Below are 22,342 nucleotides of genomic sequence, written 5' to 3'. Positions count from 1 at the left end.
CCCCCCTTTTTTCTCTCTATTACTTATTTTCTTTATCTAAAAAAACTTCCTCTACTCTTGCTACCATCTCGTCTCCATAATTCACATTTCCTTCGATATTACTGATGAGATAAGATAGCTCTTCTTTAACGGCTGACAGTTCAATTACTTCCTTATTAATTTCTAAAAATACTTTCATACCTTTATGTAAGACGTGCTTTAAATTTGCCCAAATATTATCACTAAGGCCAACATACATAAATTGATCATTAATATCTACAACATATACAAATGACATGTTATCTGAGTCAACAAGCATTTGTTTTGTATCTTCCAGTTGTTCAATTTCCGTCTCAATAGGGTCTGCTTTTAAATGTAATTCATTTGATTTCATCACACAGGTAGTGATGTCAATTCGATTGTGCATAAATAAACTCCTTCCAACTATACAATTCGTTACTATTTTAACACATTCCAGGAACGTTTAATAAAGGTAAAACCTAAACAATCCGTATTTCTTCATTTTCCAAATTCCCCATATGGATATTCCTGTTAGGAAATGTAGTTTTACTGTCTCAAAAAGTGTGATAAATTAAGATGGAAAGTGCCTCACCAAAAGACCTAAATTAAAAGGATGATTTCATTGAAACAAGAAATTGAAATTGAATTTAAAAATATAGTAACGAAAGAAGAGTTTGATCGTCTCCGCTCACACTTTCAATTAACTGAAGATCAGTTTGTTTCTCAAGAAAACCACTATTTTGATACACCTGCTTTCTCATTAAAAGACTGCGGGGCTGCCCTGCGAATTCGAAGTAAAAAAGATAAGTCTGTTCTCACGCTCAAACAGCCTCATCAAGAGGGTCTTTTAGAAACACATGAAGCATTAACAAATGAACAAGCTAAAAAATTGCTAGATGGGAGTGCCAAGATTCCGTCAACGATTCAACAGCTTATTACTGATTTACAAGTCGATAGCCATACGCTAACTTATTTTGGCACTTTGCGTACAAGTCGAGCAGAAATTCCATATAAAAACGGGTTACTTGTACTCGATCATAGCTTTTATCTAGGTGCTGAGGATTATGAACTTGAATACGAAGTACCCGATGCCACTGAAGGGGCAAAATATTTTGAGCAATTGCTTACGGAGCTTGATATTAAAAAGAAACCCACGGAAAACAAAATTCGACGCTTTTACAAGCGAAAGTATACGTTAATGGATGGAGAATAAATTCATGAGCATGAATATTAACAATTACATGTCTTCTGTTCAATTTCCTGGGACTCAGCCATTTTCAGTCAACAACCAGCTGCCTACAGCTAACGTGATGCTTGGTACAACTTTACTCTCTGTATTTGCTCAGCTTTTTCAAGACTACGTCAATCAAGAGCCTCAAATGAGTACCAATCTTTACTTGAAGGCAGCGCAGGTGTTTCCAGCTATGGCGGTTCAAATGCAGTCTCAGCCAGCTGTTTCTTCCTCAGGTAAGGCAACGGCTTCATCTGCTGCCTTACCTGCACAAAAAAACGAAACGGCAAAGGCCAGTTCTAAGGATGTACAAACGATAATTACAGAAGCAGCTACACGCTACCAGCTGGATCCTAAACTTATTCATTCTGTTATTAAGCAAGAGTCAAACTTTAATCCATCTGCCAAAAGTTCTGTCGGAGCGGCTGGGCTTATGCAGCTTATGCCGGCAACCGCTAAAGCTCTTGGTGTAGAAGATCCGTACGACTCCAAGCAAAATGTATTTGGAGGAGCCAAATATCTTCGACAAATGTTAGATAAATACGACGGAAACGTAAAATTAGCGTTGGCGGCCTATAATGCTGGACCAGGTAATGTCGATAAATACGGCGGAGTACCCCCTTTTCAAGAAACGCAAAAATATGTAAATAAAATTATGTCTTCTTATCTTGTGTAAAAGAGTCAAATCATTCGCCACTCGAACATGGAATGGCTATAGTTTGTCGAGGTTACACTATATAAATAGAAGGAAACGTTTGTGAAAGTATTCCTTTGTTTCTCATAATTAATGATTCGCCACAGCATCATAGACCTTTCTTATGTAGAATTCCACTTTATCTCTTTTCCAGTAGAAGAAGTAAGCGGATAGTTTGAGTTAACGAAATGACACTGCTAAAATTAAGGAAAGTAAAAAACACCAAAGAGTTAAGACGTATATTTCTTATAACAAAGGAGTTATCAACATGAGAGAAAAAATCCACTCCCCTTATGAATTATTAGGCGGTGAACATACGATTTCAAAACTTGTTGATGCTTTTTATACACGCGTTGGACAACATCCTGAGCTCGCGCCAATTTTTCCTGACGATTTAACAGAAACAGCACGAAAGCAAAAGCAATTTCTGACACAATATTTAGGAGGGCCTTCGTTATACACTGAAGAGCATGGTCACCCTATGCTGAGAGCTAGGCATCTTCCTTTTGAAATTACACCGTCAAGAGCCAAAGCCTGGCTGACGTGTATGCATGAAGCAATGGACGAAATTAATTTAGAAGGCCCTGAGAGAGATGGACTTTATCATCGTCTTATTTTAACTGCCCAACACATGATTAATTCACCGGAACAGACAGATGAGAAAGGATTTTCACATTGAGTAATCTAAATAGCCAATACCCATCCTTGCATCAGCTTTGTCAAGGGTCAAATAAAAAACCGCTTGAAATCTATGTATTTGTTGACCCTCTTTGCCCGGAATGCTGGGCACTCGAGCCTATTCTAAAGAAGTTACAAATAGAATATGGTCAGCTGTTATCCCTCAAGCATGTGCTTGGCGGAAACTTGCAGCAATTAAATATTGGAGCACAGCAGAGATTTGAATATATTGCAAAATCGTGGGAGAAAACTGGAAGCCGCTCCGGCATGTCATGTGACGGCAATCTGTGGCTTGAAAACCCAATCGATACTCCTTATGCTGCATCAATTGCGATTAAAGCGGCCGGGCTGCAAGGAAAGAAACAGGGCATTCGCTTTTTGAGAAGACTTCAAGAAGTAGTATTTTTAGAAAAACAAAATGTTACAGAAGAATCTGTCTTAATACAATGTGCAAAACATGTGGGGCTAGATGTTAATGAATTCGTAAAAGATTTGCATTCAGATTACGCTGCGAAGGCCTTTCAATGTGATTTAAAAATCACGTCGGAAATGGATGTCGATGAGATTCCAACTCTTGTGTTCTTCAACGAAAAAGTTGAAGAAGAAGGCATTAAGATATCAGGATACTATTCGTACGAAACATACGTACACATCATTAAAGAGATGTTAGAAATTGACCCAGATCCAGCTTGTCTTCCGCCTCTTCGTTCATTTTTAAGCTATTTTCAATTTGTTGCTTCAAAAGAAGTTGCAGTTGTGTATGGTTTATCATTAGAAGAGGCTGAAAAAGAATTGAAAAAACTTCAGCTTCAGCAAATTGTTGAGAGAGTTCCTGTCAAATACGGAACCTTTTGGCGAAGTACTGAAAAGAGCTGTTAATCATTAAATGTCGATGCTTATACAATGCATAAGCATCGACTAAACAAAAAAGACTTGGCTTTCGCCAAGTCTTTTCGTTTGTCTTAAGACAACAAGGGGATGGGAGAAATTTTTCACGGTCAAACAAAGGGGTATATGTTTGTTTTGTGATAAACTTCACGATTAATACTATAGCAAATTATGTCGACTTTTGGCAACCCCTTTTTTCAATTTTATTCACTTTTTTATAAAAAAACTTCATAAACAGCCAGATTCAATCATATAGTACAACTAATTATGCTTTTAATAGAGGTGTTAACTATGAAAATTGCTGGAATTACTCTAGGCACTGTTATCCTTTTGTTTTCTTTTTTATTCTATATTTTATCTCTTATGCAGCTTGTTCCTCTCATTATTGCAGGCCCTCTTTTATTTTTAGCTATTCTTATTATTTTTACATTGCTTAACAATCACAATAAATTTCGAGGATTTAAAAAATGAAGCAGGATACAGCTCCTGCTTCATTTTAATTTTATTGATTTAATAAACGTTCCATTTCCGTTAATTTCTCTTCAAATACGGCTAGTGCTTCTTCAATAGGTTGAGATGTTGTCATGTCCACTCCTGCTTTTTTCAACACTTCAATTGGATAATCAGAGCTTCCTGACTTTAAGAAACCTACATAGCGCTCAACTGCTGCATCTCCTTCTTCAAGGATTTGCTTGCTTAATGCTGCTGCTGCACTGAATCCTGTAGCATATTGATAAACGTAGTAATTGTAGTAGAAATGCGGAATACGAGCCCATTCTAATCCAATCTCTTCGTCAATTACCAAATTGTCTCCAAAATACTTTTTATTTAAGTCATAATACAATTTTGTTAATAATTCAGGTGTAAGCGGCTCTCCGTTTTGAGCACGCACGTGAACATCGTGTTCAAATTCAGCAAACATCGTTTGACGGAATACCGTACCGCGGAATCCTTCTAAATAATGATTAAGCAAGTATAAGCGCTGCTTTTCATCATCAATCGTTTTTAGTAAATAATCGTTTAGAAGCGCTTCATTACAAGTTGAAGCTACTTCTGCAACAAAGATTGAATAATCTCCGTAAGGATACGGCTGCGTTTTTCTTGTGTAATAACTGTGTACAGAATGTCCAAATTCATGGGCTAGTGTAAACAAGTTATTTACATTATCCTGCCAGTTCATTAAGATATAAGGATTGGTGCCGTACGTTCCTGAAGAATAAGCACCGCTTCGCTTGCCTTTGTTCTCATGCACATCTACCCAACGGTTTTCAAATCCTTCTTTTAACACATTAAGGTAGTCTTCGCCTAATGGTTTCAGGCCTTTTAAAATATAATCTTTTGCTTCTTCATAGGTTACTTCCATTTTTACGTCTTTTACTAAAGGCGTATAGAGATCATACATATGAAGTTCTTCAATTCCCAATACCTTCTTACGTAAATCAATATATCGATGCAATAAATGCAAATTATCGTTCACTGTTTTAACTAAGTTATCGTATACTTCTTCTGGAATATTATTTGTACTAAGAGCTGAGTGACGAGCCGAATTATAGTGACGAACGCGGGCGCTAAAATTATCTTTTTTCACCGTGCCGCTTAAGGTACTTGCAAACGTATTTTTAAATTTACCGTACGTTTCATACACCGCTTTAAACGCTTCTTCTCGTACGCGGCGATCGCTGCTTTCTAAAAAACGAATATAGCGCCCGTGCGTAATTTCTACTTCTTCTCCATTTTCGTCTTTAATGGAAGGGAATTCCAAATCTGCGTTATTTAACATTCCAAACGTGTTGCTAGAAGATCCTAGCACTTCAGAAGCCTGAGCGAGAAGCGCTTCTTCACTTTCTGATAAAATGTGTGGACGTTCGCGAGTAATTTCATCTAATGCATGAGCATATAACTTTAGCTCTTTATGTTCCGCCATGTATTGTTTAATTTTTGATTCTTCAATAGACAAAATTTCTGGTGTTACATACGATAGTGCACTTGCAATTTGAGTATAAAGTGTTTTGATACGATCATTTAACCCTTGATAAAAAGAGTTAGTCGTATCTTGATCGTAGCGCATATGGGCATATGTATAAAGTTTACTAACGCGCATTGTGAGCTCGTCTTGCTCTTGAAGAGCGTCGTATAAAGTTTGAGCCGACTCTCCAAGTTTCCCTTTGAATTTTTCCATTTTCGGAATAAGAGCTTTTACTTCTTCAAATTCTTTTTCCCATGCGTCATCTGAAGCAAAAATATCCTCTAGTTTCCACGTATCTTCTACCTTTATCTCACTTCTACTTGGTAACTTTTTCACTTTTGATTGTTCACTCATGGTCATCCCTCCATCTTTTTCTACCTGTCTATAACTGTTCGCTTTTTCTAAAGCGAATCCTTTTTATTTCTTCCGTTATTGTATGTTGTTTTAAAAGAATTAATCAAAAGTCAGTACGCTTTTGAAAAAAGGATTCTTTCTTAAGCGTACTGATTTTCAGTGGTTATGTCACTTCTTTTGCTTGATTTAACCACTTTTTCATCATTTGTCCATCTTCTAAAAAAGCATCGGATGTTTGCTTTGGAATCGTGTAAGGTCTTCTGATTTTGTATACCCCAGAATTTATAGACGTTAGCATCCCTAACCGGCATAATACCTCTATATACTCAAACAGGGGCTGTTCCACAACGACAGGGGCCATCGGCAAAGACCGAAACACAATATGTCGCTGATGAATTCTGTAGAGCCATAACCTGCATAACTCTTTTTCTGTAACTAAATCCCCTACTTGCTTCTGCTGCATTAAATCAAGAAGCAGCCACGTTTGCCATATAGTAGCAGACGTTTCGATCATGTATAAAGAAGAAAGCGGCATGCCTGCTTCTGCTGGAATATGGGATGGAGGAATATTGTTTTCATAAAGAGCGTGCAAAAAGGGCTGAAGCTTCTGATTAGGATAGAGGGTATAATGCGTTCTCCACGCCTTCTTTTTCTTTATCCATGAAGAGAAAAATTGAGGTTGTGTATGTGTAGAAAAAAGATCATGAAAGATATGCTCGTGAGGAGAGAGCACGACAAGCTGTGCATAACAAATCTGAGATGAAAAAGGAATAAGATGTTCAAGCTTCAACAGTTGATTAGTAGAAGGTGAAAAATAAAGAAGGGTGGGTGTATAATCGGAAAGAGTGAGAAACTGCCACTCTTGAAAAGAAAGTTGGTACATATAAGTGGATAAGCGCTTCATTCTTTTTGCCCCCATAATCCAAAGAGGCGTATAATTTCCCTTCTCATAATGAACAGAACGTTTGGTTAGTACTGAGGAAGATAAGGAAGCACATTGAAATTCGATTGCATATTTTTGCGAGGGCGTATCTATAAGAAGATCTGGACGCTGCATAATTTCAGGAAGATAACTTTCTAACTCGACTTCAAGATGAGAACTAAACCAGTGAAACAGCTTTCGCTTTCCGTCAAGATGATAATCTGTTTCACCTTCATGCTGAGCGACGCACATTTTTTTCAGGTGAGCAAAATGAGGAATTTTTTTTGTACCTACCTTTAACTGTACAGGGGATTGACAAGAGGGACAGTAGAACTGCTTTTCTTTTTTCCACAGCTTAAGCTGTTCAATGGAAAAGCGCTGAGCTAGTGAAACGATGCCTTTTTCTGTTTGGGCAACTAACAATCGTACATTTCTCCTTCCTATAGTAGCGAGCTATATCCTTATATTCGACACCTTTTTACTAAAACCCTTTTCTTTAAGAAAAAAACCACATTGCAGCATACGCAATGTGGTTTATAGCGATTATAATAGCGGTGAAAGCAAACGGGCTGTTGATTCAAATAACCGCTGTATAAATGGCCGCTTTTCAAAGTCTTTAAAGTGAAGCTCACTCGTTTCTTCTAAATCTTGCATATATTCATATACGAGCTTTTGGGTACTAGCTGTGCGATATAAAAAAGCATTTACTTCAAAATTCAAATGAAAGCTTCTCATGTCCATGTTAGCTGTTCCAATAGAGGCAATTTCTCTATCAACGATCACAATCTTGCTGTGCATAAATCCTTTTTTATACTCGTAAATTTTCACACCTGCTTCTAGCAGCTCCGGAAAATAAGAGCGTGATGCATGAAAAACAATTTTTTTATCGGGCTTCTGAGGTACAAGAAGCCGTACATCTATACCGCTTAAAGCAGCTACTTTTAAGGAAGTAAAAATATCTTCATCAGGTATGAAGTAAGGAGAAGCAATCCAAATGGATTCTTTCGCAGACGTAATCATCGAAAAAAATAAGTGTTTGATAATTTCCCACTCACGGTCTGGCCCGCCAGCAATCATTTGAACACCGCCACACTTTTCCATATCAATGTCAATTAAATCAGGCGATAGATACGTTTGAGTAAGCATCGTCTGACCTGTCATATAATACCAGTCTTGCAAGAAAATAAGCTGTAATGAACGGACTGCCTCACCCTTCACCATCAAATGGGTATCTCTCCAAAAGCCAAAATGTCGACTTTTCCCGAGATATTCATCACCAATGTTCAAACCTCCTACAAATCCGATTGTTCCATCAATGACTACAATTTTACGATGATTACGAAAGTTGATTTTATTGTTGAGAAATGGAAGTCTGACCGGCAAGAATGGAATCATTTCTACGCCGGCGTTTCTTAATTCGTGAATATAATGCGGTGAAAGCTGAAAACTTCCCACGGCATCATACAAGAAACGTACATAAATTCCTTCTTGTACTTTCTGAATTAAAATATCTTTAATTTGTTCTCCCAAGTGATCATGTCGTACGATGTAATACTCTAAGTGGATATGATGCCTTGCATGCTTTAATGATTCCATAATTTCGTGAAACGTCTCTTTTCCATTCGTCAATGCGCGCGTATCTGATGAAAAAGAAATTGGACTCTTACCAAGCTTGACGGCTAGCTTCAGCATTTGCTTTCTACTTGTGCCCAACTGTTCAAAGTGATTGTCTAATATACCGGAATCTCTTTCCATCTTTAAAAGCACCTGTTCATCCAGCTTTGCTTTTTTAGCAAATAAACGACGTTTTCGCGTATTGCGTCCAAATAACAAATAAAAAAAGAATCCTATTACTGGGAAACCGCCTAATACTACGAGCCACGTTAGCGTTTGAGTTGGATGACGGTTTTCTAATGAAATGACAAGACCGATGAAAACAACACTAATCGTAATTAAGATACTTAGCACGCCAATAAATTTACCGTCCCAATATCCTTTTGTAAAATAAAGCAAAGCAATAATACCAATAACAAAAGTTAAAAGCTGTAATCTATTTTTCAACTTGTTTTCACCTATCCTAAAACCAATCTTTCATCATTAATAACAGGTCTCTATACCGTTATTATCCTCAAACTTGTTATTTTAACCCTACACTTTCCCCGTGTAGGAACCAGCCGTCTGCTTTTTCTACCTATATTGTTCGATATGAGCGGAGAGCATTTCCAAAAAAGAGGGCAAAACAAAGACCGATTTCATATACATGAAATCGGCTGCTATTATCGTAAAGGAAAATACTGCTTTACTTGTTCAAGTGCATTTTCACTGATTAATTCTTTTCCATATTCCATTAAACGATGAACTGTTACATTTGATTCATTTGCATATTCTAAAATGATGCTTAAAATGTTATCAATTTCAGCTACAAAGTCTTCATCATCTGTAAACTCAACGTATAAATAATATTTTCCTTCAAACACGTACATGCTGTTGATGATATCATCTAACTCTAAATGGTGACTTAAGGAAATTAAATGTTCTAAGTCTTGAAAGCGTGCGACGAACTGTAGCCCTTCGTCTTCTATAATTTCTTCTTCAAAATCAGCTTTTTTATTTTGATTCGCTTGATGATCAAGCAACGCTTCAATTTTTCCATCTACAGGGATATCGATTTTATCATTTTCACCAACAGGTACTTCGAACTTTTGACCGTCTTTTGAAACTTGTGCTCTTGTTACAATAACCTCTAGCCCCTTCTCAAGCGCATGTACTTGAATCCAAAGAGGACCTTCTGCTACAAACTCTTCTTCTTGATGAATTTCGTCCATCATCTCCCAGAATAGCTCTTCACTGCGCTCTCGGCTAAACCAAATTTCATTGCGATCAAATCCACGTTCTTCAATATCTACGTAAGTGACAAAGAATTTTACTGTGTTTTCATTAATGCGTTCGATTTCCATTATCATCTCTCCCTTCGGAAAAATCAGTGAAGGTAATCCGGCCATTTCGAACATTACCCCTAAACGATGAAGGGACTATTTTACCCCCGTGTTAAAGCAATATTACATGTACTTTCTCACTTTGTAAAGCATTCTAACTTGGGATATACAAGCATACACTATTTGAGTGAACCTTGTATATCTATTTTATGACAAAATGCGAAAGAAAGGAAATAAAAAATACTCTGGCAACTCATAGCCACCTTACACCTTACTTTGTTATATACATAATCTCTTTACCCTATGAACGCTTTTTGTTAAAAATGAACACAGATAAAGCAATATGAGCTACTTATCTTTACATATTGGGAGGGAAGACTATTGGATTTAGAATTAATAACCTCCATTCTTCTTATTATCGGTATCGATATTGTATTGGGTGGAGACAACGCTATTGTTATTGCCTTAGCAAGCCGCAACTTACCTGAATATCAGCGAAATAAAGCTATTTTTTTAGGGACTGGCTTAGCTGTGGTAGTTCGCATAGTACTTACTATTTTAGCTGTTTATTTACTAACTATTCCTTACTTGCAGCTCATCGGCGGTTTTTTATTAGTGATCATTGCCTTTAAGCTTCTTGTATCAGAAGGTGATGATGCGTCCTCAATCCGTGCAGGTGTGACATTAGGCGCCGCTGTAAGAACGATTGTATTTGCTGATATTGTAATGGGACTAGATAATGTAATAGCTGTAGCAGGCGCAGCTCATGGAAATATTATCTTGGTTGTCATCGGATTACTTGTATCCGTCCCCATCATTGTTTGGGGAAGCAAGCTCATTTTGTATTTGATGGAACGATTTCCCCTGCTTGTTTACGGTGGAGCAGCTATTTTAGCTTATACTGCTGGAAATATGATTGGACATGAAAAGAACTTACATTCATTCTTTGCAGACCATACATCTCTAGGAACATTCATACCTTTTATAACAATTGCTGTTGTGCTGATAAGCGGCATGGTTGTTAATAGCATTCGTTCAACTAAATGATAAAGAAAAGGCCATACTAAACATTTTTATTTAGTATGGCCTTTTCTTTAGTTTAATGAGCACCGCAGTCTTTTATTCATAAAACACTTTGTACACTTAAAAAATAATCTCTGTGAGTAAAAAAAGAATAGATGGTACAAGTAAGCAACCAAGACCTGTATAAAATGTAGCTGTCATGGCTCCGTAGGGTACAAGTTTTACATCTGTCGCGGCTAAACCAGCTGCTACACCGCTCGTCGTCCCCATAACTCCTCCATATATCATAGCTGTACGAGGGTTGTTTAATTTGATTTTCTTAGCAAATATCGGGGTCAAAATCATAACTGAAATGGATTTAATTAATCCTACAGCTATACTCAACGCGATAATATCAGAAGAGGCTCCAATCGCAGTTCCAGAAACCGGCCCCACAATATAGGTCACGGCCCCTCCTCCGATTGTGGTCAAAGCAACGGAATCTCTGTATCCGAAACAAAGAGCAATAATTATACCTATTACGAAGGAATAGAAAATCCCAAAAAACAAAGCCGTAATTCCGCCGATTCCCGTTTTTTTCACTTCGCTAAAATTGGCGCCGAACGCAGTAGCAATAATGGCAAAATCTCGCAGCATCCCTCCGCCCATTAAACCAATTCCTGAAAATAACTGTATATCAGAAATTCCTTTCTCTCCTCCTGTGTTCACTCCACCGATATAAGCAAGAATTAATCCAAACATAATAGCAATAGCAGATCCGTGAACTCTTCCTTTTGTTAATTTATCTGATAAAAAATAAGCAATATACATGACAATCCCAATAACAGCAAATGCCGTAATCAGCCCGTTATTTTCTAATCCTTCTTTGATCATATTTATCATTTTATCTGCTCCTTAGGTAAAATAGAAAGCTCTATTTCTTGTTCGTTCACCTTCGCTTTCTCTCCTATTCTGCTGATAAATGGTATGGATAGAAAGCCTACTACGACTACTACTACCCCTGCAAGAATCGCCATGCCTCCTCCATCTAGAGCAGCTACAACATTTTGCTGCGCAGACATTGCTACCACGATAGGAATATAAATGCCTCCCCAAAAAGCAATGCCTTCTTCGGATTTTACTTGGAGCTTATTTTTCTTCTTTAAATAATCCACTGCTAGTACAAGAAGAAACATGGATACCCCTACTCCTCCAACGTTGGCTTCTACTCCCATCAGCCCTCCTAATGCGTCCCCTACAATTACTCCTATCAACATGCAAATAGACAGCAATGCTACACCGAAGATTATCATATTACTTCCTCCCCAACACATTATCGAAAGCGTTTACTTTATGATTTAAAAATAGTGTAAAGGAAAAAAGTTGAATAACCTATGCTTTTTTAGTTATATATTTATATCAAAAATGACATAATGCAGTTTTTCTCTACTGTTCACTTTAGATTTATTCGAAAAAGAAATAAAAATCATGACATTTAGTCATGATTCTTATATGTATTCATGAGACATACCGGAGGGTAAATATTTAAAATAATCAATCACAAACTGTCTGAAGATTTGTTGTAAATCCGTCACGTAGCCGCCGTTGTTCCAAGCCAAAAAGATAGTACGTTCAAATGTTTCCCCTTCAATTTTCAGCAGTTTTACATCTTTTCCTGTAGAACCCCCCCAAGTCACTTCAGGAATAAAACCTATTCCTTGCTTCGCTCTAATCAAGCCTCTCACTGTTGCTGGATCATCGCTTTCAAACGTAATTTGAGGCACAAAATTCTGTTCCTTACAAATCACATCCGTTATTTTTCTTAGCTCTTTCCCTTTCTTTAGCACAATAAATTTTTCATTTTTAAGTTCATTTAACTTTACATGCGATTGCTTGGCTAAATGATGATCAAGAGGCACTGCAAGCAAAATCGATTCACGAAGCAAAGGAGTATGTTCGATCTGACGGGTTGTTAATGGAAAAGCTGAAATACATAAATCAAAATCAGGCTGTGAATTGGAATTAGTCAAATGCTGCATCAACCGAAACCGCACCTGAGGATATTGCTCACGAAACCTGCTTAATAGCTCTGGAAGTAAATGTGAACTAGCTAATACAACAAGACGAATTTCTTCAGATGGATCGTTCGACATATCCTTTAGCTCGTGCTTTGCATCTTCCAATGTTTTTAAAGCAAGTTCTACTTTGGCACAGAATGCTTTACCATACCGATTTAATTTAATGTATTTACCGTTTCTATCAAACAAACGAATACCTAGCTCTTTTTCCAACTGTGAAATCGTTTTGCTGAGCGCAGGCTGAGATACGTATAGCTCTTCGGCCGCTTTGCTGATATGTTCTAGTCTAGCAACTACTTGGAAATATTTTAGCTGTAAAAGCTCCAATCCGTTCACCACCACTTTTATATGTTTAATTACTCTCTTACTTTACTAATTACATATATACTTCATTTTCCCTGCTATTTCGACAAAAAATAAGCAGCAGGGAGCCATTGGCTCCCTGCTGCTTATTTTTTATATACCAACTTCAAGCAAACGTTACTTTGTTGGTTTCTTATTTAAATCTTAAACAGACAAATATAAAAATTAACCATTCACAAGTCTTTGAGCTTCGCGAAGTTGGAAAGTACGCACTTTACGTGGTAAGAAACGACGGATTTCGTCTTCATTATAACCAACTTGTAGACGTTTTTCATCAATGATAATTGGGCGGCGCAATAAGCCAGGATTTTGCTGAATTAATTCATACAAATCTTGTAAAGGCATAGCATCTACCTGAACGTCTAGTTTTTGGAAAGTTTTCGAACGTGTTGAAATGATTTCATCTGTTCCATCTTCTGTCATACGTAAAATTTCTTTAATCTCATCGATTGATAACGGCTCTGAAAAGATATTACGCTCTGTATATCCAATATCATTTTCCTCTAACCAAGCTTTCGCTTTACGACAAGATGTACAACTTGGTGATGTATATAATGTAACCATTTACTCCTTCACTCCTTCTATCATAATCGGTCATAACATTCAAAACATGAACTGTAAATCATGTTGTTTTATACAAACTTCATCGAGTGTAAATATTTAATGACTGATAATGAAAATCGATACTACTTTATAATTACTTTTAAAAAATAATATCTATTTGCATTATACTATAAACTTCATCGGAATGATATACTTTTTAAAGTGAACTAGTACATTAGTTCGTTCCTTCACTGTCATTATTTTCATTGCCGATTTTCTTCATTATTTATTTACCACACTACTATTACGAATAAACCCGTAGATTAGTTTCATTTTTTTTTATTATTTTTTTCTTTCACAAATGCCTCAAACTTTTTAGTCACTAAAAAAGCTTTGCAGAAGAAAAGACTTTTCTGCAAAGCTTTTGAGATAACCTTTTATTTATTTAATAGCTGATGTGCTTTTTCCTCGTCTCATTAAAATAGGATACAGTAACAGCCCGATTACAAATAAGCCAATACCTAGGAAAAATGTTTTTAAATCAGCTGTCCCTGTCTTAATCACCCAAAGCGAATAAATAAGTGCTAACGAGGCAATAATTCCGTCTTTTACTCGCGATCCTTTAATTATATCGTACGTCTCACCCGTCACAATAAGCTTTAATTGATAAACTGTCGTCACGAAATAAGGAACTAAATAAGCGAGAGTAGCTACAACGATAGCGAAATTATAGGCTTGCGAAACTGTACCCGAAATAGTCGCAAACAGAAACAACTGTGTTAAGCCATTTGTTAATGTTAGTGAGCGGGCTGGACTATTGTTCTGATTCGTTTTAGCAAACCACTGTGGAAACAACCCTGATTTTGCTGCTTGATAAGGAACTTCTGCACTAACAACAATCCATCCAACAGTAGAACCTAATAAAGATATAAGTGCTAAAATGGCCATTACGTAAGCACCTTTATGTCCAATAACCATTTCTAACGTATCTACTAAAGGCTTTTGAGACTGCTGAAGCTGAGCTGTTGAAAGAATCCCCATAGCTAGAAGCGTAATTCCTACATAGATAACCATTGAGATTAATAATCCAAGCAGCGTTGCTTTCTTTACTACTTTTTGTGATTTTGCACGGTTAGATAACAGTACAGCTGATTCAATTCCGATAAACGCCCACAGCGTAGCAATGGCTGCGCCATTGACCTGACTTCCTAATCCTACATTTATACCCTTTGAATTAACAAATTCTGTACTGACTAGGTTGGATGCGCTAAATAGCGACAGCGCCACAACAATAAATAAACCGAATCCAATAATTTTAGCTGCCGTTGTGATAAAGTTAATATTACCGGCGCTATTGATATCTCGCTGCAAAATAGCTTGAATTCCCCATAGTACAACAGAACATACTAAAAACGTAATAAATTTTCCAGCTTCTAATTGAAAATCTCCGACTGAAAATAAAATATCCTTACTCTCCATTACTGGAAAGAACGTTGTTAAATATCCCGCAAACGATATGATGACAGATGCTGTTGCAGCCCAATTTGCTGCCCAGTAACCCCAAGCCATGCTATACCCTGCTACTTTACCTGCTTTAGGCGATGAAAAAAGGTTCGCTGCATAACTTTGAGGTCCTCCTTTTAATTCAGGCTTTCTCATGACTAAGTTCCCGAACACAAGAGCAATCATGAACACGCCAAGACCTGTTGCAATCCAAGCAAGTGTTGAACCGATTGGACTTGATACGTTTGCTAAATTAGAAGGAAGCATAAACACTCCGCCGCCTACCATATTACCAACTACAAAGGCTGTTAAAAACCAAAGGCCCCATTTTTTATCTTTCATTTGCCGTTTCTCCTTTTGCTTTCTAAAAGCTTAAACTTTTGACATAGAAAGCTCGATGCTTATCTATTAAAACATAGAAATTATTTATTTCTTCATTTGTTTAACAATATAATATATTAGCACACTAAAGCGAAAAGGGAAATAATAAATCCTTCATTTTCTTTTGGAAAAAAATACACGGCTTCATCAAGAAGCCGTGTGTTTTTTATCTTTTATGAAAACCTTTTGAATAATAGACAACAACCAACAAAACAAACCATATCGGACCTACAATAAGCGCTATTCTTGTATCAGAGGAAAAACCCATCACCACTACTACTCCCGCTAAGAAAGCAAGAGAGAGATACGACGTATATGGGAAAAACGGAAGCTTATATTTTAAATCACTTACTTGCTGATCGCTTAATCCTCTGCGGAAGCGAATTTGAGAAAGTAAAATAATTCCCCATGTCCAAATCGCTCCAATAGTGGCAATACTCGTCACCCACGTGAACACCTTATCAGGAACAACATAGTTTAAGCCAACTCCGATTAGCAGTACAACAGCTGAAGCTATAACTGCTGCACCAGGCACGCCGCCTTTTGTTAAGTTGGCATAGCGTTTTGGGGCTTCCCCGTGCTGAGCTAAATTAAATAACATACGACCTGTACTAAAAATTCCACTGTTACAAGAAGATAAAGCCGCTGTTAACACTACAAAGTTTATAATCCCTGCCGCAGCGGGAATTCCAGCTTTATCAAATGTTAAAACAAATGGGCTTCCTTGTGTTCCGATCTCTGGCCAAGGATAAATAGACATAATAACAAACAAAGCTCCGATGTAAAAAATCAAAATTCTCCACAGTACATTATCAATTGCTTTTGTTAAGGTCTTTTCAGGATTTTTTACCTCTCCTGCTGTTACTCCAATCATTTCAATACCAAGGTAAGCAAACATAACCATTTGAAGTGATAAAAGAACACCTTTCATACCATTCGGGAAAAAGCCCCCGTGATTCCATAAATTACTGATCCCTGTTGCAATACCGCCATTTCCAATTCCAAAGATAATCATACCTAGTCCAAGCACAATCATAAGAATAATCGTTACTACTTTAATAAGAGAAAACCAAAACTCTAGTTCACCATATGCTTTTACAGCTAAAAAGTTAACCCCTGTCATAATAACGAGTGCTGCAAGTGCCCATATCCACTGAGGTACCCCCGGGAACCAAAACTCCATATATACTCCAACAGCCGTAATTTCAGCCATACATGTAATAATCCACATAAACCAGTAGTTCCAGCCTGTTAAGTAACCAGCGAGTGGCCCTAAATAATCATTAGCATACTTACTAAAAGAACCGGCTACTGGATTTTGCACTGCCATTTCACCTAGCGCTCTCATAATAAAAAACATAATAAGACCACTGATTCCATACATGATAAGAATACCAGGACCCGCTAACCGAATAGCGGATGCAGAACCTAAAAACAGTCCAACTCCGATAGCTGCACCTAAAGACATTAAGCTAATATGTCTTTCCTCAAGTCCACGGCTTAATTCTTTTTCTTGGGTGTTCCCTTGCGTGTTCCCTTGCATAATTCTCTCTCCTAACATATCCATTTCATATAATAGCGGCTAATTGTATTAGTATTAACTTATTTTTTAGCCAAATGATTCTAGGCAGTGTATGTACTAAAAATCTGATATGGCAAGTTTCACACCTGCACTTTTAACGCTATCACATCTATAAAATACAATATTTAAAAAACTTCACTTTGTTCATTTTATCAAAAATCACAAAAAATGCGATAGTTTTTTGTGATTTCCACAAATAAACTTACGGTTAAAATATAATTAAAACGATTTTTACCATTATATGTTCTTATATTACTATAATTATCTGATTATTAAGAATAGTAAGTCGATTATTCTTCTATATTTTCAATTATAGATGCTTACTTTTCCCTAAAAAGGGTAAAGATAAGATAACTGTTTAAACACTATTTTGAACATCATCATGAAAAGATCAGTAGGAGGATGCTATGAATTGGTATGAAAAACTAAGTCAATATTTTCCCATTGAAGAAATGAAATCAAAGAAGCATATCGAAACGCTTTTACAAGAACGCAGCGATATTTATCATAAAAATGAAGGTCCTCATCACGTATTAATGTACGTGGAAACAGAACAATTTATCTTTATTGATTACCTCTTTGTTTCAAAAGACGCTCGCGGTCAAGGGCTTGGCGGTAAATTAATTGATGAGTTAAAACAGCATAACAAACCAATTATCTTGGAAGTAGAGCCTGTGGACTATAAAGATTCAGACTCAGCAAAACGACTGCATTTTTATAAACGTGCAGACTTTAAGCATGCTCAAACAATCGGCTATAACCGCCGGTCATTAGCTACAAATGAAATTAACCAGATGGAAATTCTATATTGGTCTCCTACCTCTGAAACAGAGGAAAGCATTTTAAATAAAATGAAAAAAACGTACGAGTTAATTCATACGTACAAAGACAAAGAAATATACGGTGCGTCTTATCAGCCGGCAGATCAAGTATTAAAAATTGACAAAAATCGTAAAGACGGCGATATCTTAGCAGATTTATAAAAGGAGGTAGACATTTGTCTACCTTCTTTTATAACTTTTTTGAATGATTATTCAATTAAAAACATTATTAATCACTTATATTCCTTTAGTTATAAGGTTTACACCTAGATAATTTGTCTTAAATATAAAATTCTGAAAATTTTCAATAGTATTTTTTAACCCTTTACTGTATAATACCTGTAAAGCGCTAATGTTACTTGTTCTTACATATTTTTTTGCAACTTGAAGCTTAGTGTTCTTTGATAACCAAATAAAAAACGACCTCGTTGTGAGATCGTTTTTGTTATGTTGTATATGTGGCAAACTCTGCTTGAGAACAAGACACGTAGTGACCTGGAGATACTTCTCTAAGCTCCGGTTCTTCACCATTATAATTATGGATACTTGGATCATAAATTTTGCGCTGACGCGTTTTTTCACTGTCAGGATCGGGAAGCGGAATAGCTGAAAGCAACGCTTTTGTATATGGATGAACAGGGTTTCGATAAAGTTCATCACTTGGTGCAAGCTCTACAATCTTCCCTCTATACATAACGCCGATGCGGTCACTGATGTATTTCACCATTGATAAATCATGGGCGATAAATAAATATGTTAGTCCACGTTCACGCTGTAACTTCTTCATTAAGTTAACAACTTGAGCTTGTATAGATACGTCCAAAGCTGAGATTGGTTCATCTGCGATGATAAAATCAGGTTCTACTGCCAGTGCTCTTGCGATACCGATACGCTGACGCTGGCCACCACTAAACTCATGTGGATAGCGATTTGCATGTTCTTTGTTAAGACCTACTGTTTCAAGAAGCTCATGAACCTTTGCCATACGCTCCTTTCTCGTCTTAGCTAAACAGTGAATGTCAATGCCTTCTGCTATGATATCTGCTACGGTCATACGAGGGTTAAGCGACGCATATGGATCTTGGAAAATCATTTGCATTTTACGATTGAATTTTTTAAGCTCTGAGCGAGATTTGCGACCATGTACATTTTCGCCATTAAATAGTACCTCACCGCTAGTAGCGTTGTATAAACGAATAATCGTTCTGCCTGTCGTTGACTTTCCGCAACCGGATTCACCTACAAGCCCTAATGTCTCTCCGCGGAAGATGTCAAACGTCAGACCATCAACTGCTTTAATTGTTCCTTTGCTTGTGAAAAAATGTTGCTTTAGGCCTTTAATCTCTAATAATTTATCTGTCATGTTATTCACCATCCTTCGCTACGAGTATAGGTGTACTGTATACATTATCAACCTTACGCATGCGACGCTGAACTGAAGCAGGCGGCTCTACTTTTGGTGCATCGGGATGTAACAGCCATGTTTTCGCATAGTGCGTATCAGATATTTTGAACATTGGAGGTTCTTGCTCAAAATCAATTTTCATTGCGTATGGATTTCGCGCTGCAAATGCATCTCCCTTTGGAGGATTAGTTAAATCTGGCGGCGTTCCAGGAATAGCAGCCAGCTCTTCTTCTGCCTCATTATCTAAGCTTGGCATAGAAGCTAGTAGTCCCCACGTATACGGATGTTTTGGATCGTAAAACACTTCATCCACTGCGCCCATTTCAACAATTTGACCAGCGTACATAACGGCTACTCGATCTGCTACATTCGCTACTACACCAAGATCATGGGTAATAAAGATAATAGATGTATCCGTTTTTTTCTGAATGTCTTTCATCAACTCTAAAATTTGAGCTTGAATTGTTACATCAAGCGCCGTTGTTGGTTCATCAGCGATCAATAGCTTCGGATTAGAAGCAAGAGCCATCGCAATGACAACACGCTGTCTCATCCCGCCGCTGAATTCATGCGGATATTGATTCATACGCTGTTCTGGAAAAGGAATACCTACAAGCGTTAATAACTCCACTGCACGTTTTTTCGCTTCTGCTTTAGATACTTTGGAATGCTTGATTACAACTTCACCAATTTGAGCCCCAACTTTCATCGTCGGATTTAAAGAAGTCATCGGATCTTGGAAGATCATACCGATATCTTTACCGCGAATGGCTTCCATTTCTTTATCCGTTTTCTTAGCTAAATCAATACCGTCAAACAGCATTTCACCGCTTTTAATTTGGCCAGGAGGCATCGGAATAAGGCGCATGATCGTTTGTGAAGTTACACTTTTACCAGATCCTGATTCACCAACAATGGCTAGTGTTTCACCTTTATTTAAGTGGAAGTTAACGCCGCGAATGGCTTGTACTTCACCGCCATATGTTTTAAATGATACAGCTAAATTTTTTACTTCTAATAAACGTGACATATAAGTTCACTTCCTTACTTACGTAATTTTGGATCTAACGCGTCTCGTAACCCATCACCTACTACATTAAATGCTAGTATAGTCAAGCAAATAAACGTAGCCGGGAAGAATAACCTCCATGGATAGTACTCTAAAGCTGGTAAAGCATCGGAAGCCATTGTTCCCCAGCTTGCAAGCGGTGCCGGAACGCCTAGTCCCAAGTAACTTAAAAATGCTTCTGTAAAGATTGCTGAAGGAATGGTTAAAGTCATTGTAACTAAAATTTGACCCATAGAGTTAGGAATTAAATGCTTGAATAAAATTCTGTTAGTATTTGCGCCTAATGTTTGTGAAGCCATTACATATTCTTGATTTTTTAACTGCATTACTTGACCGCGAACAATACGAGCCATATTAATCCATCCAGTTAGAGTCATGGCTATAATCATAGTTCCTAAACCTTGATCAAATACAACCATTAATAGAATAACAAGCAATAAGTATGGAACCCCGTATAGGATATCGGCAAATCGCATCATTACTTCGTCTGTCCGTCCACCGCGGTAACCGGAGATGCTGCCCCATACTACACCGATAAATAAATCGATTAATGCTGCAGATAAACCAATGAATAGAGAAATACGAGCTCCTTCCCATGTTCTTGTAAATACATCTCTACCTAAATCATCTGTTCCAAACCAATGCTCTGATGAAGGTGGTTTGTTAGCATTAACTAAGTCGTTAGTTGCATAATCATATTTGGTCATCATGGGTCCAAATATAGCCATAAAGACAATTAGTATTAGGAGGATCACTCCAAACATGGCCAATTTATTTTCTCTGAATCTCAAACCTACATCTTTCCAAAAAGATAAACTTGGTCTAGAAATCTTTTCTGCTTCACTTAAATTTACGGATGCTGGTTCAAACATGTCTTTAGGAATCTGTTGCATAATTTAATTAAGCCCCTTTCTTTCCACCACTTAACTTAATGCGTGGATCAATCAGACCATACAGAATATCTACAAGTAATACTGAAGCTAGAAGCAGAATGCTATAAAATACTGTAACTCCCATAATCACTGTGTAGTCCCGGTTTGTAATACTAGTAACGAAATGTAATCCCAATCCAGGAATTCCGAAAATCTTTTCAATAATAAAGCTACCCGTTAAAATCCCTGCAGTTAAAGGTCCTAAATAAGAAACTACCGGTAACATAGCATTTCTTACTGCATGTCTTATTATGATAGCCCCTCGACTTAACCCTTTTGCTTTAGCAGTTCGCATATAGTCATTGCTCAATACTTCAAGCATACTCGAACGAGTAAGTCGTGCAATAAAGGCCATAGGCGTAGCAGCCAATGCTAATGCGGGTAAAACAGTGTGAGCCCACGATTCCCAACGTGCTACTGGAAACAGGTCTAACTTCATTGCTAATGTGTATTGAAGAAGAGTTGCCATAATAAAGCTTGGTACAGAAATGCCTAGAACGGCAATAACCATCGCAGCATAATCTTGCCATTTATTGTGCTTCATGGCTGAGAAGACACCAAGAACAACCCCAATTGCTAGGGCTATTAAAATAGCTTCCATTCCTAGCATAAATGAAACCGGAAATCCACTGCTTATTAAATCGTTAACTGTTTGACCTTTATATTTAAAAGAAGGCCCAAAATCCCAAGTACTTACAGATTTCAAATAATCTACATATTGGATATACCAGGGTTGATCTAAACCATAAAATTTATTTAAATTTGCAATAATCTCTGGTGGAAGCTTTTTCTCTCCGGAAAATGGCCCTCCTGGTGCGGCTCTCATCAAGAGAAACGTAGCTGAGACAATTAAAAATAATGATAGTAACATATAGATTACTCTTTTCCCTATATATTTGACCATCATATACACCTCCATAATTTAACATTCACTACTTATTCAAGCAGAAAAGTATATGGGATTTCTCCCATATACTTTCTCTTAAAAGCTTGT

The 22,342-nt window shown here is 37.2% G+C and carries 22 protein-coding genes; 7 read left to right on the top strand and 15 right to left on the bottom strand.

The genetic code is table 11. From position 1 onward, the window contains the following. Nucleotides 1–19 precede the first annotated feature (19 nt). Complete coding sequence (locus M3225_RS24140) at nucleotides 20–406, bottom strand: UPF0738 family protein (RefSeq protein WP_251398651.1); 387 nt, start codon at nucleotides 404–406, stop codon at nucleotides 20–22. Nucleotides 407–622: 216 nt separating this feature from the next. Between M3225_RS24140 and M3225_RS24135 the strand changes: the two genes are divergently transcribed. The 5 genes from M3225_RS24135 to M3225_RS24115 all read left to right on the top strand — a co-directional run bounded on the left by M3225_RS24135 (nucleotide 623) and on the right by M3225_RS24115 (nucleotide 3,962). Continuing rightward, nucleotides 623–1,213, top strand: coding sequence for a CYTH domain-containing protein (locus M3225_RS24135; protein ID WP_251398649.1), 591 nt, complete (start codon nucleotides 623–625; stop codon nucleotides 1,211–1,213). 4 nt (nucleotides 1,214–1,217) lie between these two features. Next, a complete protein-coding gene (locus tag M3225_RS29700) occupies nucleotides 1,218–1,907 on the top strand; it encodes a lytic transglycosylase domain-containing protein (protein ID WP_285886006.1) in 690 nt (229 codons plus the stop codon). A 286-nt stretch (nucleotides 1,908–2,193) separates the two neighbouring features. Then, complete coding sequence (locus M3225_RS24125) at nucleotides 2,194–2,604, top strand: globin domain-containing protein (RefSeq protein WP_251398647.1); 411 nt, start codon at nucleotides 2,194–2,196, stop codon at nucleotides 2,602–2,604. A gap of 26 nt (nucleotides 2,605–2,630) precedes the next feature. Beyond that, a complete protein-coding gene (locus tag M3225_RS24120) occupies nucleotides 2,631–3,482 on the top strand; it encodes a ClpXP adapter SpxH family protein (protein ID WP_251398775.1) in 852 nt (283 codons plus the stop codon). A gap of 300 nt (nucleotides 3,483–3,782) precedes the next feature. Further along, nucleotides 3,783–3,962 (top strand): hypothetical protein, encoded by a 180-nt coding sequence (locus tag M3225_RS24115; RefSeq protein ID WP_251398645.1) that lies wholly within the window; start codon nucleotides 3,783–3,785, stop codon nucleotides 3,960–3,962. A 31-nt stretch (nucleotides 3,963–3,993) separates the two neighbouring features. On the opposite strand, the gene pepF is transcribed toward M3225_RS24115, so the two are convergent. The 4 genes from pepF to mecA form a co-directional block, all read right to left on the bottom strand. Continuing rightward, nucleotides 3,994–5,811: an oligoendopeptidase F gene (gene pepF / locus M3225_RS24110; RefSeq protein WP_034267646.1), complete on the bottom strand. Its 1,818-nt coding sequence runs from the start codon at nucleotides 5,809–5,811 to the stop codon at nucleotides 3,994–3,996. Nucleotides 5,812–5,974: 163 nt separating this feature from the next. Next, entirely contained in the window at nucleotides 5,975–7,156 is a 1,182-nt protein-coding gene (locus M3225_RS24105) for a competence protein CoiA (RefSeq protein ID WP_251398643.1), read from the bottom strand. A gap of 120 nt (nucleotides 7,157–7,276) precedes the next feature. Further along, nucleotides 7,277–8,794, bottom strand: a complete 1,518-nt coding sequence (gene cls / locus M3225_RS24100) for a cardiolipin synthase (protein ID WP_251398641.1) — start codon at nucleotides 8,792–8,794, stop codon at nucleotides 7,277–7,279. Between the two features lie 215 nt (nucleotides 8,795–9,009). Continuing rightward, the gene (gene mecA, locus M3225_RS24095) at nucleotides 9,010–9,690 is read right to left on the bottom strand and encodes an adaptor protein MecA (protein ID WP_013055427.1); all 681 of its coding nucleotides are present in this window, start codon (nucleotides 9,688–9,690) and stop codon (nucleotides 9,010–9,012) included. A gap of 360 nt (nucleotides 9,691–10,050) precedes the next feature. On the opposite strand from mecA, the gene M3225_RS24090 reads away from it, so the two are divergent. After that, nucleotides 10,051–10,716 carry a TerC family protein gene (locus tag M3225_RS24090; RefSeq protein ID WP_251398639.1) on the top strand — a complete coding sequence of 222 codons (666 nt, stop codon included), beginning with the start codon at nucleotides 10,051–10,053 and terminating at the stop codon, nucleotides 10,714–10,716. A 96-nt stretch (nucleotides 10,717–10,812) separates the two neighbouring features. Here the strand turns inward: M3225_RS24090 and madM are convergent, their stop codons facing one another. The 6 genes from madM to M3225_RS24060 form a co-directional block, all read right to left on the bottom strand. Further along, nucleotides 10,813–11,574: a malonate transporter subunit MadM gene (gene madM, locus M3225_RS24085; protein WP_251398637.1), complete on the bottom strand. Its 762-nt coding sequence runs from the start codon at nucleotides 11,572–11,574 to the stop codon at nucleotides 10,813–10,815. Next, on the bottom strand, nucleotides 11,571–11,984 hold the full coding sequence (gene madL, locus M3225_RS24080) for a malonate transporter subunit MadL (RefSeq protein ID WP_251398635.1): 414 nt from the start codon (nucleotides 11,982–11,984) through the stop codon (nucleotides 11,571–11,573). Before madL ends, madM begins: the two co-directional genes overlap by 4 nt. A 195-nt stretch (nucleotides 11,985–12,179) precedes the next feature. Further along, nucleotides 12,180–13,076 carry a LysR family transcriptional regulator gene (locus M3225_RS24075; protein WP_285886003.1) on the bottom strand — a complete coding sequence of 299 codons (897 nt, stop codon included), beginning with the start codon at nucleotides 13,074–13,076 and terminating at the stop codon, nucleotides 12,180–12,182. Between the two features lie 201 nt (nucleotides 13,077–13,277). Further along, complete coding sequence (gene spxA, locus M3225_RS24070) at nucleotides 13,278–13,676, bottom strand: transcriptional regulator SpxA (protein ID WP_013055422.1); 399 nt, start codon at nucleotides 13,674–13,676, stop codon at nucleotides 13,278–13,280. Between the two features lie 420 nt (nucleotides 13,677–14,096). Further along, the gene (locus M3225_RS24065; RefSeq protein ID WP_251398631.1) at nucleotides 14,097–15,500 is read right to left on the bottom strand and encodes an amino acid permease; all 1,404 of its coding nucleotides are present in this window, start codon (nucleotides 15,498–15,500) and stop codon (nucleotides 14,097–14,099) included. Nucleotides 15,501–15,705: 205 nt separating this feature from the next. After that, nucleotides 15,706–17,082 carry an amino acid permease gene (locus M3225_RS24060; RefSeq protein ID WP_251398629.1) on the bottom strand — a complete coding sequence of 459 codons (1,377 nt, stop codon included), beginning with the start codon at nucleotides 17,080–17,082 and terminating at the stop codon, nucleotides 15,706–15,708. Nucleotides 17,083–17,528: 446 nt separating this feature from the next. Here M3225_RS24060 and M3225_RS24055 point away from each other — a divergent pair, with 446 nt between their 5' ends. After that, nucleotides 17,529–18,104: a GNAT family N-acetyltransferase gene (locus M3225_RS24055; RefSeq protein ID WP_016763051.1), complete on the top strand. Its 576-nt coding sequence runs from the start codon at nucleotides 17,529–17,531 to the stop codon at nucleotides 18,102–18,104. A 283-nt stretch (nucleotides 18,105–18,387) separates the two neighbouring features. Here the strand turns inward: M3225_RS24055 and M3225_RS24050 are convergent, their stop codons facing one another. Genes M3225_RS24050 through M3225_RS24035 form a run of 4 tightly spaced genes read right to left on the bottom strand, consistent with a single transcriptional unit; the run spans nucleotide 18,388 to nucleotide 22,252 of the window. Further along, entirely contained in the window at nucleotides 18,388–19,305 is a 918-nt protein-coding gene (locus M3225_RS24050) for an ABC transporter ATP-binding protein (RefSeq protein WP_251398627.1), read from the bottom strand. A gap of 1 nt (nucleotide 19,306) precedes the next feature. Next, nucleotides 19,307–20,377 (bottom strand): ABC transporter ATP-binding protein, encoded by a 1,071-nt coding sequence (locus M3225_RS24045; RefSeq protein WP_251398619.1) that lies wholly within the window; start codon nucleotides 20,375–20,377, stop codon nucleotides 19,307–19,309. Nucleotides 20,378–20,391: 14 nt separating this feature from the next. Beyond that, nucleotides 20,392–21,309, bottom strand: a complete 918-nt coding sequence (locus M3225_RS24040) for an ABC transporter permease (RefSeq protein WP_251398617.1) — start codon at nucleotides 21,307–21,309, stop codon at nucleotides 20,392–20,394. 7 nt (nucleotides 21,310–21,316) lie between these two features. Further along, nucleotides 21,317–22,252, bottom strand: coding sequence for an ABC transporter permease (locus tag M3225_RS24035; protein ID WP_251398773.1), 936 nt, complete (start codon nucleotides 22,250–22,252; stop codon nucleotides 21,317–21,319). Nucleotides 22,253–22,342: the final 90 nt, after the last annotated feature.

It is taken from the genome of Priestia aryabhattai (assembly GCF_023715685.1).
Lineage (GTDB): Bacteria > Bacillota > Bacilli > Bacillales > Bacillaceae_H > Priestia > Priestia aryabhattai_B.
This window is presented reverse-complemented; position numbering and strand designations above follow the sequence as displayed.

Excerpts from the sequence above, each read along its gene's own strand:
- M3225_RS24140 (WP_251398651.1), bottom strand. The coding sequence starts at position 406 with ATGCACAATCGAATTGACATCACTACCTGTGTGATGAAATCAAATGAA.
- M3225_RS29700 (WP_285886006.1), top strand. The coding sequence starts at position 1,218 with ATGAGCATGAATATTAACAATTACATGTCTTCTGTTCAATTTCCTGGG.
- M3225_RS24125 (WP_251398647.1), top strand. The coding sequence starts at position 2,194 with ATGAGAGAAAAAATCCACTCCCCTTATGAATTATTAGGCGGTGAACAT.
- M3225_RS24115 (WP_251398645.1), top strand. The coding sequence starts at position 3,783 with ATGAAAATTGCTGGAATTACTCTAGGCACTGTTATCCTTTTGTTTTCT.
- pepF (WP_034267646.1), bottom strand. The coding sequence starts at position 5,811 with ATGAGTGAACAATCAAAAGTGAAAAAGTTACCAAGTAGAAGTGAGATA.
- mecA (WP_013055427.1), bottom strand. The coding sequence starts at position 9,690 with ATGGAAATCGAACGCATTAATGAAAACACAGTAAAATTCTTTGTCACT.
- madM (WP_251398637.1), bottom strand. The coding sequence starts at position 11,574 with ATGATAAATATGATCAAAGAAGGATTAGAAAATAACGGGCTGATTACG.
- madL (WP_251398635.1), bottom strand. The coding sequence starts at position 11,984 with ATGATAATCTTCGGTGTAGCATTGCTGTCTATTTGCATGTTGATAGGA.
- spxA (WP_013055422.1), bottom strand. The coding sequence starts at position 13,676 with ATGGTTACATTATATACATCACCAAGTTGTACATCTTGTCGTAAAGCG.
- M3225_RS24065 (WP_251398631.1), bottom strand. The coding sequence starts at position 15,500 with ATGAAAGATAAAAAATGGGGCCTTTGGTTTTTAACAGCCTTTGTAGTT.
- M3225_RS24060 (WP_251398629.1), bottom strand. The coding sequence starts at position 17,082 with ATGCAAGGGAACACGCAAGGGAACACCCAAGAAAAAGAATTAAGCCGT.
- M3225_RS24055 (WP_016763051.1), top strand. The coding sequence starts at position 17,529 with ATGAATTGGTATGAAAAACTAAGTCAATATTTTCCCATTGAAGAAATG.
- M3225_RS24050 (WP_251398627.1), bottom strand. The coding sequence starts at position 19,305 with ATGACAGATAAATTATTAGAGATTAAAGGCCTAAAGCAACATTTTTTC.
- M3225_RS24045 (WP_251398619.1), bottom strand. The coding sequence starts at position 20,377 with ATGTCACGTTTATTAGAAGTAAAAAATTTAGCTGTATCATTTAAAACA.
- M3225_RS24040 (WP_251398617.1), bottom strand. The coding sequence starts at position 21,309 with ATGCAACAGATTCCTAAAGACATGTTTGAACCAGCATCCGTAAATTTA.
- M3225_RS24035 (WP_251398773.1), bottom strand. The coding sequence starts at position 22,252 with ATGGTCAAATATATAGGGAAAAGAGTAATCTATATGTTACTATCATTA.